This is a genomic window from Mesorhizobium sp. Cs1321R2N1, assembly GCF_037179725.1.
Classification (GTDB): domain Bacteria; phylum Pseudomonadota; class Alphaproteobacteria; order Rhizobiales; family Rhizobiaceae; genus Mesorhizobium; species Mesorhizobium salmacidum.
In genome coordinates, this window is record NZ_JAPYKP010000183.1 from 1 (window position 1) to 9,182 (window position 9,182).

Below are 9,182 nucleotides of genomic sequence, written 5' to 3' on the forward strand. Positions count from 1 at the left end.
GACATCGCCGAGGCGATCGCCGCTGAAAACGCCGACATCCTCGACTTCACACTGCACGTTTCCGGCTGCGCCAAGGGCTGCGCACATCCCGGCCCAGCAGCACTAACAATTGTCGGCGGTGAAAATGGAGCCGGACTTGTCGTGAACGCGACGGCAAAGGCCCTTCCTGCCGGCTACAGGCCGGGCTATGACGCCGCGCGCGGCATCAGCCGCGTCGCGGCGGTGATCCGCAGCGCACGATTTCAAGGCGAAACCGCCGCCGCTTGCCTGACAAGGCTGGGACCGGCCGGCATCGCTGAGACCTACAAACAGGAATGAGCATGGCCGCCTACGACTATATCCACGACGGCACCGCGATTTACGAGCGCTCCTTCGCCATTATTCGCGCCGAGGCTGATCTGTCGCGCTTTTCCGAAGCCGAGGCCGATGTCGCCATCCGCATGATCCATGCCTGCGGCCAGGTCGAGGCAGCAAGTCGTTTCGTTTTCTCCCCCGATTTCGTCACCGCCGCCCGCACCGCTCTGGCCGCCGGCGCGCCGATCTTCTGCGACGCGGAAATGGTCTCGCATGGCGTCACCCGTGCCCGGCTGCCGGCCGGCAATGAGGTGATCTGCACCTTGCGCGACCAGCGCACGCACGACATCGCCAGGGAGATCGGCAATACCCGCTCGGCCGCCGCGATCGACCTTTGGGGCGAGCGCATGGCCGGTTCGGTCGTCGCCATCGGCAATGCGCCGACCGCACTCTTCTATCTGCTGGAAAAGCTGCGCGATGGCGCGCCTAAGCCAGCCGCCATTATCGGCATGCCGGTCGGTTTTGTCGGTGCTGCCGAATCCAAGGATGCGCTTGCCGACAATTCCTATGGCGTGCCCTACGCCATCGTGCGCGGCAGGCTTGGCGGCAGCGCCATGACCGCCGCAGCGCTCAATTCACTGGCGAGGCCGGGCCTGTGAACGCGCTCCCCAAAGGCCGTCTCGTCGGCGTCGGCACCGGTCCCGGCGACCCCGAATTGCTGACGCTGAAGGCCGCACGGACCTTGGCCGAGGCCGATGTCGTGGCTTATTTCGCCAAACGCGGCAACAACAGCAATGCGCGCGCCATCGTCGAGGCGCGCTTCCGGCCCGACATGCTGGAACTGCCGCTGCTCTATCCAGTGACCACCGAGATCGACAAGGATCACGACGATTACCGCTCACAGATATCAGGTTTCTACGAGGAGTCGGCCGACAGGGTCGCCGAGCACCTCGACGCCGGCAAGATGGTTGCCGTGCTCTCCGAAGGCGACCCGCTGTTCTACGGCTCCTACATGCACCTGCACGTGCGCCTTGCCCATCGCTACCCGACCGAGGTCATTCCCGGCATCACCGCCATGTCCGGCTGCTGGTCGCAGACCGGCGTGCCGATCGTCCAGGGCGACGACGTGCTGACCGTGCTGCCTGGCACGATGAGCGAATTCGACCTGACGCGCCGCCTGGCCGACACCGATGCCGCCGTCATCATGAAGGTCGGCCGCAACCTGCCCAAGATCAGGCGCGCGCTGGACGCGACCGGCAAGCTGACGCGTGCCGTCTACGTCGAGCGCGGCACCATGGCCGGCAGCGTCTCGATGAAGCTTGCCGACAAACCGGACGACAAGGCGCCCTATTTCGCCATCGTGCTGGTTGCCGGCTGGTCCGGTCGACCCGGCGTGGCTGGAGCGCAGGCATGAGCGGCCGTCTCACCGTCATCGGCCTCGGGCCCGGCAATGCCGACCAGGTCACGCCGCAAGCCAGCCGCGCTATCGCGGAGGCAAAATTCTTCTATGGCTACAAGCCCTATCTCGACCGGCTCGACCTGCGCCCGGACCAGACCCGCGTCGCTTCCGACAACCGTGAGGAACTCGCCCGCTCCAAGGAGGCCCTGACCAAGGCCGCCGAGGGCCACGACGTCGCCCTGGTATCCGGTGGCGATCCCGGCGTGTTCGCCATGGCCGCGGCGGTCTGTGAGGCGATCGAGGCCGGTCCGGCCGAATGGCGTGCGGTTGATGTCATCATCGTGCCTGGCGTCACCGCCATGCTGGCGGTCGCCGCCCGCATCGGCGCGCCGCTCGGCCACGATTTTTGTGCCATCTCCCTGTCCGACAATCTGAAGCCTTGGGATTTGATCGAGTTGCGCCTGCTGGCGGCGGCCGGCGCCGGCTTCGTCATCGCTCTCTACAACCCGATCAGCAAGGCGCGTCCCTGGCAACTTGGCCGCGCCTTCGAATGCCTGACCGCCATCCTGCCCGGCACGACGCCGGTGATCTTCGGCCGCGCCGCCGGCCGTCCGGACGAGCGCATCGAGGTCTATCTGCTGGCCGATGTCGACGCAGAAAAGGCCGACATGGCGACCTGCATCATCATCGGCTCGCCGGAGACCCGGATCATCAAGCGCGGCGGCAAGCCGGCGCTGGTCTACACGCCGCGCTCGGCATCGGGCTCCACAAAATGACGCACCATCGCGGCCAGCGCTTCGACGGTTTCAGCCGAAGGCACGTCCGGCAGATCGGGCCTGCGCACCATGACCACCTCGATGTCAAGCGCCCTCGCGGCGGCGATCTTGCCATAGGTCGCCGCGCCGCCGCTGTTCTTCGATACCACGACATCGATGCGATGCTTTTCGAGCAGCACCCGCTCGTCGGTCTCGCCAAACGGTCCGCGCGCCAACAGGTACGCGGCATCGGCAACCGCCAGCTTCGGCTCGACCGGATCGACGCTGCGGATGAGATAATGGTGCTGGGGCGCTGCCTCGAAGGCGGCGACCTCCTGGCGGCCCAGCGCCAGAAACACACGGCGCGGCACATCGCCAAGCGCCCGCGCGGCCTCGGCAACGCTGTCGACCTCAAGCCAGCGGTCGCCTTGGCCGGCCTCCCACCCCGGGCGCCGCAGGGCGAGGATCGGCACGCCGCTCTTGCGCGCGGCCATCGCCGCATTGGCCGAGATTCGCGCCGCGTAGGGATGCGTGGCGTCGATCAGCAGACCAGTGCCTGTTTCGCTGAGATAAGCAGCCAGACCATCGACGCCGCCGAATCCTCCGCTTCGCACGGGCACACCCTGCGCGACCGGGCTTTGCGTGCGGCCGGCCAGGGAAAGCGTGACCGAGCAATCGGCGCGCGCCGCCAGTTCTCCGGCCAGTTGCCGGGCTTCGGTGGTACCGCCAAGGATCAGAATGCGGTGGGTCATCATGCCTGCTGAGGGTCCGCGCGGCGCCAAGCTCAACTCAAGATGGCTCACCATCGTCGGCATTGGCGAGGACGGTTTAGCGGGTCTCGGCGACGAGGCCAAGCGGCGGATCGCCGAGGCGGAGTTCATCTTCGGTGGCAAGCGGCACCTGGCGCTCGTCGCTTCCTTTGCCAGGGGCAAGCAGCGACCCTGGCCGGTTCCGTTCGATGCCGGAATGGCCGAGGTCTTGGCGCTTGCCGGCGGAAACGTCTGCGTGCTCGCCTCCGGCGACCCGTTCTTCCACGGGGTCGGCGCCACCCTCGCCCGCAAGGTCAACCCGCGCGAGATGTATGTCATTCCAGCGCCGTCAGCCATTTCGCTGGCAGCCGCCCGTCTTGGCTGGGCGCTGCAGGACATCGAGATCATCTCACTGCATGGCCGGCCGATCGATCTGATTCGCCCGCTGCTGCAGCCCAACGCGCGCATCCTGGCGCTGACATCGGATGGCGATGCACCAGCTGCAATTGGACGCCTGCTCACCGAACTCGACTTCGGCGCTTCGCGCGTGACGGTCCTGGAAGCACTTGGCGGGCCGAAGGAGACATTGCGTTCGGTTCGTGCCGACGCCTTCGACCTCGAAAACATCAATCCACTCAATGTGCTGGCCATCGAAATTGATTCGGCTCCGCAAGCCCGCGTCCTGCCGCTCACATCAGGCCTTGCCGATCATCTTTTCGAGCATGACGGCCAGATCACCAAGCGTGAAATCCGCGCCGTCACCCTGTCGGCGCTGGCGCCGAGGCGCGGCGAATTGCTGTGGGATGTCGGCGCCGGTTCAGGCTCCATTGGCATCGAATGGATGCTCGCCCACCCTTCGATGCGCGCCATCGCCATCGAGGCCGATCCGGTCCGCGCCGCCCGCATCGGCCACAACGCCGTTGCCTGCGGCGTTCCCGGCCTCATCATTGTGGAAGGCAGCGCGCCCAAGGCACTGGCCAGGCTGGAGACGCCCGATGCCGTCTTCATCGGTGGCGGTGGCAGCGACGCCGGCGTCTTGACCGCCGCCACCAAGGCCTTGCGCGCCGGCGGCCGTCTTGTCGCCAACGCGGTAACGCTGGAAATGGAAGCCCTGCTTCTCGCCCAGCACACAAAGCGCGGCGGCGATCTCACCCGCATTGGCATCTCCCGCGCTTCGCCGGTCGGCTCCATGCAGGCATGGCGGCCGGCCATGCCTGTCACGCAATGGAGCTGGGTAAAGCCATGATGGTCGCGGGCATCGGCAGCCGAAAGGGCGTAACCGTCGAAGACGTGCTCGCGGCGATAGAAACCGCTCTGGAAGCACACGGATTAGCGATGACGGCTCTTTCGGCATTGGCCACCGCGGCGCTCAAGAAGGATGAAGACGCGATCGCCGCCGCCGGTCGCAAGCTGAACCTTCCCGTAATCATCGTCGATAACGCAGCTCTCCAGGCCGCCTCGCCGCGGACACTCAGCAACTCAAGCCTCTCGCGGGACCTGGCCGGCACTCCATCGGTCTCGGAAGCCTCCGCCCTTGCCGTCGCCGGCAAAGGCGCCAGCCTGCTTGGTCCACGCACCGTGCTCGGCGCGGTCACCTGCGCCATCGCCATCAGCGGAGACGCACCATGACCGTCCATTTCATCGGCGCCGGGCCGGGTGCGGCCGACCTCATCACGCTGCGCGGTGCCAGGCTCTTGGCGAGTTGCCCGGTCTGTCTCCACGCCGGCTCCATCGTCGCGCCGGAATTGCTGCAGCATTGCGCGCCGGGAACAAAATTGATCGACACCGCGCCGATGTCGCTGGACGAGATCGAGGCTGAATATGTGGCGGCCCACAAGGCCGGCCATGACGTTGCCCGCCTGCACTCCGGCGACCTGTCGGTGTGGAGCGCTGTCGCCGAGCAGATCCGCCGGCTGGAAAAGCATGGCATCCCCTACACGCTGACCCCGGGCGTTCCTTCCTTCGCCGCCGCCGCGGCAGCACTTCGCCGCGAGCTGACCATTCCCGAAGTCGCACAAAGCCTGGTGCTGACCCGCGTTCCAGGGCGTGCGTCGAAAATGCCGCCCGGCGAAACGCTGGCCGGCTTCGGCCGCACCGGCGCCACGCTGGCCATTCATCTTGCCATCCACGCCATCGACCGCGTCGTCGCCGAACTGACGCCGCACTATGGCGGCGATTGCCCGGTCGCGATCGTCTTCCGCGCCTCCTGGCCGGATGAGCGGGTCCTGAACGGCACGTTGGAGACCATCGAGGCGCTGCTGGCCGCCGATCCGATGGAGCGTACGGCGCTCATCTTCGTCGGCCGCTCGCTGGCGGCGGAAGGGTTTGGCGAGAGTTCATTATACGACGCCCATTATCAGCGGCGTTTTCGCGGACGGGACGGATTGTGAGCGGCAGCACCAGAAACAAAGGCGAAAACGCCACGCTCGAACAGGCGCTCGCGCGGCTGAACTTCAAGCCGCGCCCGCTTGAGCCGGGCCATGTCTGGCTGGCCGGCGCCGGCCCCGGTGACCCTGGCTGCCTGACCCTGGAAGTGCTGGCGGCGTTGGCCGAAGCGGATGCGCTGGTCTACGACGCGCTGGTTTCGCCTGATGTCGTCGCGGTTGCCGGTAACGCCGAGCTTTTCTTTGCCGGCAAGCGCGGCGGCCAGCCCTCGATGAAGCAGGACGACATCACCGCTTTGCTGGTGCGGCTGGCGCGTGAAGGCCGCTGCGTCGTCAGGCTGAAGGGCGGCGATCCCTATATTTTCGGCCGTGGCGGCGAAGAGGCGCTGGCGCTGGCGCGCGAAAACATCCCGTTCCGTGTGCTGCCGGGCCTGACATCTGGCCTCAGCGCGCTGGCCGCCACCGGCATCCCGGCCACCATGCGCGGCATCAACAAGGCTATCATCCTGGCGACCGGTCACGCCGCCGGCACCGATGACGACATTGACTGGGCGGCTATCGCCCGCACCGGCCAGCCTGTGGTCGTCTATATGGGCATGGCCAATCTGCCACTGATAGCAGCCGCCCTGCTCGACGGCGGACTGACGCCATCGACGCCAGCGGCCGTGATTGTCGCCGCGACGACACCGCAGGAGCGAACCGTCGTCGCCACGCTCGCCACCATTGCCGAGGAAGCGGCGGCGGCCGGGCTCGCCTCACCGGCACTGATCGTCGTCGGCGGCATCGTCGCGATGCGCGCGGCACTGGCAGCGCAAGCATGACGGCGCGCGCGATCATCATCGGCGCGCCGCGCTCCGGCTCGGGCAAGACCAGCGTCACCATCGGCATTCTGCGCGCGCTCACCCGGCGCGGCCTGAAGGTGCGCGGCGCCAAATCCGGCCCGGCCTATATCGACACCGGCTTCCACACCGCCGCCACCGGCCTGACCGGTGTCAATCTCGACAGCTGGGCGATGTCGCCGTCGCTGCTCAATGCGCTGGCCGCACAGGCAGCCGACGATGCCGACTTCGTCATCCTCGAAAGCGCCATGGGCCTGTTCGACGGTATTCCGGCCTCGCCGGGGCGCACCGGTTCGGCCGCCGATCTGGCCCGGCTTTACGGCCTGCCGGTGCTGCTGGTGCTCGACGTATCGGGCCAGTCGACCACGGCGGCGGCCGTCGCCAAGGGTTTTGCCATTTACGATCCGGATGTGCGCATGGCGGGTGTCGTGCTCAACCGGCTGGGCAGCGAGCGTCACCGGCGGCTGTCCGGCGAGGCCATCGAGGCGATCGGCCTGCCCGTCGTCGGCGCCATTTTGCGCGATCCCACGTTGAACCTGCCCGAACGCCATCTCGGCCTCGTCCAGGCCGGCGAATATGACGATCTGATGGCGCATCTCGACCGGCTCGCCGACATGGCGGAGAAGTCGCTCGATCTCGACGCGGTCATGGCGCTGGCGACACCCCTCGCCCCGGCGATTGGCGACTTCACCGACGCGCTGCGGCCGCCCGGCCAGCGCATCGCACTGGCCGAGGATGCCGCCTTCAGCTTCCTCTACCCGCATGTCGCCGCCTGTTGGCGCAAGGCAGGCGCGGAAATTGTCCCGTTCTCGCCGCTCGCCGACGAAGCGCCGGACGAGGATTGCGATGTCTGCTGGCTGCCCGGCGGCTATCCAGAGCTTCACGCCGGCAAGCTGGCCGCCGCCACGAATTTCCATGTGGGAATGGCGCGTTTCGCCGAGAAGAAGCCGATCCACGGTGAGTGCGGTGGCTTCATGGTGCTTGGTGAAGCGCTGGAGGATGCCGGCGGCGAAACGCATCGCATGCTCGGCCTGCTCGGCCATTCCACCAGCTTCGCCAGGCGCAAGATGAATCTCGGCTACCGTGAAGCACGGCTGCGCGCCGACTGTCCGCTGGGGCCGCAAGGCGCGCTGATCCGAGGTCACGAATTCCACTATGCGCAGATGATGGCCACCGGCAATGATAAGCCGCTGGCCGACCTCGCCGACGGCCAGGGCAATCCGCTCGGCGCTTCCGGCTACCGGCGTGGCCATGTCAGTGGCACCTTCTTCCACGCCATTGCACGGGTCTAGACCATGAGGCGCCCAAGAATCACACTGTCGCCTCGGCAAGTCCTCGATGACATCGCCCTTTGCCTGGTCTTCGTCACCCGCCTGCCGCTGCCCGTCTTCGATTTTCGTGGCCGCAGCCTCGCCGCCGCGATCTGGGCCGCCCCCATTGCCGGCCTTGTCGTCGGCTTGATCGGCGCCATCGTCTTTGCCACGGCGGAACGGTTTGGCCTTGCCACAGGACCGTCGGCCGCCCTCGCCCTCGTTGCAACCGTGCTCACCACAGGCTGCCTGCATGAGGATGGGCTGTCCGACGTCGCCGATGGCTTCGGTGGCGGCAAGTCGCGCGGACGCAAGCTCGAGATCATGCGCGACAGCCGCATCGGCGCCTATGGTGCCATGGCGCTGGCGCTATCGCTGCTGATCCGCTGGAGCACGCTTTCGGAACTCACCGATCCCACGCAAGCCCTCTTTGCTCTGGTGGCTGCGCATGCCGCTTCGCGTGGCGTGCTCGGCGCCTTTATGCATCTTTTGCCGCCAGCGCGATCCGACGGCCTCTCGGCAGACGCCGGCACCGTCTCACTCGAAATGGCGATAGCCGGCGCCGTGCTTGGCGCGATTCCGCTGCTCCTGCTTGGCGCCGGCGGCGCCATCGCCGCGCTCATCCTGCTCGGCCTGCTGTTTGCTGCCTTTCACGCCCTTTGCCTCAACCAGATCAATGGCCAGACCGGCGACACGGTTGGCGCCTTGCAGCAATTGAGCGAGATCGCGGTGCTTCTCGTCGCTTCCGTAGCTCTTTCCTGATCCCTTTTGTCTGATTCCCTTCCGGAGACCTTGCCCCCATGCCCCTCAAATCCCTCGATGAACTGCGCGCCGCCTGTCTCGACCTGCCCGCCGGCAGCGAGGCCGCAGCCAATGCCGTTGCCAGCCGCCAGGACACGCTCACCAAACCGCAAGGCAGTCTCGGCCGGCTGGAAACGATCACCGCCTGGCTGGCGCGCTGGCAGGGCCGTGACATGCCGAAGCTCGACCGCGTGAAAGTCTTCGTCTTCGCCGGCAACCACGGAGTCACCGCGCAAGGCGTGTCGGCCTATCCTTCGGAAGTCACCGTGCAAATGGTGGCGAATTTCGCTGGCGGGGGTGCTGCCATCAACCAGCTCGCCCGCATCGCCGGCGCCGAGCTCGACGTCATCCCCCTCGACCTCGATCATCCAACCGGCGATTTCACCCAAGTGCCCGCAATGGATGAGAAACCCTTCCTCACCGCGGTCTCGGCCGGTTACGACGCGGTGACGAAAGATCTGGACCTCGTCTGTTTTGGCGAAATGGGCATCGGCAACACCACGCCGGCCGCCGCCATTTCGGCGGCGCTTTTCGGCGGGGGTGCCGAAAAATGGACCGGGCGCGGCACCGGCGTCGACGATGCCGGACTGAAGCGCAAGGTGGTCGCCATCGAAGCCGGCCTGAAGCGCCACGCCGCTGCCCTTGCCGATC

The 9,182-nt window shown here is 66.9% G+C and carries 11 protein-coding genes and 1 pseudogene; 11 read left to right on the top strand and 1 reads right to left on the bottom strand.

Annotated elements, in window-relative coordinates; genetic code table 11:
- From O7A61_RS28875 to O7A61_RS28890, 4 genes and pseudogenes are all read left to right on the top strand, one after another.
- Window positions 1-318 (top strand): annotated as a pseudogene (locus O7A61_RS28875) (precorrin-3B synthase); the annotation flags it as partial.
- A gap of 2 nt (window positions 319-320) precedes the next feature.
- The gene (locus O7A61_RS28880) at window positions 321-953 is read left to right on the top strand and encodes a precorrin-8X methylmutase (RefSeq protein WP_337132658.1); all 633 of its coding nucleotides are present in this window, start codon (window positions 321-323) and stop codon (window positions 951-953) included.
- On the top strand, window positions 950-1,708 hold the full coding sequence (locus O7A61_RS28885) for a precorrin-2 C(20)-methyltransferase (protein ID WP_337132659.1): 759 nt from the start codon (window positions 950-952) through the stop codon (window positions 1,706-1,708). Before O7A61_RS28880 ends, O7A61_RS28885 begins: the two co-directional genes overlap by 4 nt.
- On the top strand, window positions 1,705-2,469 hold the full coding sequence (locus tag O7A61_RS28890) for a precorrin-3B C(17)-methyltransferase (RefSeq protein WP_337132661.1): 765 nt from the start codon (window positions 1,705-1,707) through the stop codon (window positions 2,467-2,469). The genes O7A61_RS28885 and O7A61_RS28890 overlap by 4 nt, the downstream gene beginning before the upstream one ends.
- On the opposite strand, the gene O7A61_RS28895 is transcribed toward O7A61_RS28890, so the two are convergent.
- Window positions 2,433-3,200 (bottom strand): cobalt-precorrin-6A reductase, encoded by a 768-nt coding sequence (locus O7A61_RS28895; RefSeq protein WP_337132662.1) that lies wholly within the window; start codon window positions 3,198-3,200, stop codon window positions 2,433-2,435. The genes O7A61_RS28890 and O7A61_RS28895 overlap by 37 nt on opposite strands.
- Before the next feature lies 1 nt (window position 3,201).
- On the opposite strand from O7A61_RS28895, the gene cbiE reads away from it, so the two are divergent.
- The 7 genes from cbiE to O7A61_RS28930 form a co-directional block, all read left to right on the top strand.
- Window positions 3,202-4,443 (top strand): precorrin-6y C5,15-methyltransferase (decarboxylating) subunit CbiE, encoded by a 1,242-nt coding sequence (gene cbiE / locus O7A61_RS28900; protein WP_337132663.1) that lies wholly within the window; start codon window positions 3,202-3,204, stop codon window positions 4,441-4,443.
- On the top strand, window positions 4,440-4,826 hold the full coding sequence (locus tag O7A61_RS28905; RefSeq protein ID WP_027145307.1) for a cobalamin biosynthesis protein: 387 nt from the start codon (window positions 4,440-4,442) through the stop codon (window positions 4,824-4,826). The genes cbiE and O7A61_RS28905 overlap by 4 nt, the downstream gene beginning before the upstream one ends.
- Window positions 4,823-5,587 carry a precorrin-4 C(11)-methyltransferase gene (gene cobM, locus O7A61_RS28910; RefSeq protein ID WP_337132664.1) on the top strand — a complete coding sequence of 255 codons (765 nt, stop codon included), beginning with the start codon at window positions 4,823-4,825 and terminating at the stop codon, window positions 5,585-5,587. Before O7A61_RS28905 ends, cobM begins: the two co-directional genes overlap by 4 nt.
- Window positions 5,584-6,402, top strand: coding sequence for a uroporphyrinogen-III C-methyltransferase (gene cobA / locus O7A61_RS28915; RefSeq protein WP_337132665.1), 819 nt, complete (start codon window positions 5,584-5,586; stop codon window positions 6,400-6,402). Before cobM ends, cobA begins: the two co-directional genes overlap by 4 nt.
- The gene (locus tag O7A61_RS28920) at window positions 6,399-7,712 is read left to right on the top strand and encodes a cobyrinate a,c-diamide synthase (RefSeq protein ID WP_337132667.1); all 1,314 of its coding nucleotides are present in this window, start codon (window positions 6,399-6,401) and stop codon (window positions 7,710-7,712) included. Before cobA ends, O7A61_RS28920 begins: the two co-directional genes overlap by 4 nt.
- Before the next feature lie 3 nt (window positions 7,713-7,715).
- Window positions 7,716-8,492 carry an adenosylcobinamide-GDP ribazoletransferase gene (gene cobS / locus O7A61_RS28925; RefSeq protein WP_337132668.1) on the top strand — a complete coding sequence of 259 codons (777 nt, stop codon included), beginning with the start codon at window positions 7,716-7,718 and terminating at the stop codon, window positions 8,490-8,492.
- 38 nt (window positions 8,493-8,530) lie between these two features.
- On the top strand, window positions 8,531-9,182 hold a 652-nt coding region (locus tag O7A61_RS28930; RefSeq protein WP_337132669.1), incomplete at its 3' end, for a nicotinate-nucleotide--dimethylbenzimidazole phosphoribosyltransferase.

What these genes read in the sequence shown, in the direction of transcription:
- O7A61_RS28890 (WP_337132661.1), top strand. Translation starts at nt 1,705, where the DNA reads ATGAGCGGCCGTCTCACCGTCATCGGCCTCGGGCCCGGCAATGCCGAC.
- cobM (WP_337132664.1), top strand. Translation starts at nt 4,823, where the DNA reads ATGACCGTCCATTTCATCGGCGCCGGGCCGGGTGCGGCCGACCTCATC.
- O7A61_RS28880 (WP_337132658.1), top strand. Translation starts at nt 321, where the DNA reads ATGGCCGCCTACGACTATATCCACGACGGCACCGCGATTTACGAGCGC.
- cbiE (WP_337132663.1), top strand. Translation starts at nt 3,202, where the DNA reads ATGCCTGCTGAGGGTCCGCGCGGCGCCAAGCTCAACTCAAGATGGCTC.
- cobS (WP_337132668.1), top strand. Translation starts at nt 7,716, where the DNA reads ATGAGGCGCCCAAGAATCACACTGTCGCCTCGGCAAGTCCTCGATGAC.
- O7A61_RS28905 (WP_027145307.1), top strand. Translation starts at nt 4,440, where the DNA reads ATGATGGTCGCGGGCATCGGCAGCCGAAAGGGCGTAACCGTCGAAGAC.
- O7A61_RS28920 (WP_337132667.1), top strand. Translation starts at nt 6,399, where the DNA reads ATGACGGCGCGCGCGATCATCATCGGCGCGCCGCGCTCCGGCTCGGGC.
- O7A61_RS28895 (WP_337132662.1), bottom strand. Translation starts at nt 3,200, where the DNA reads ATGACCCACCGCATTCTGATCCTTGGCGGTACCACCGAAGCCCGGCAA.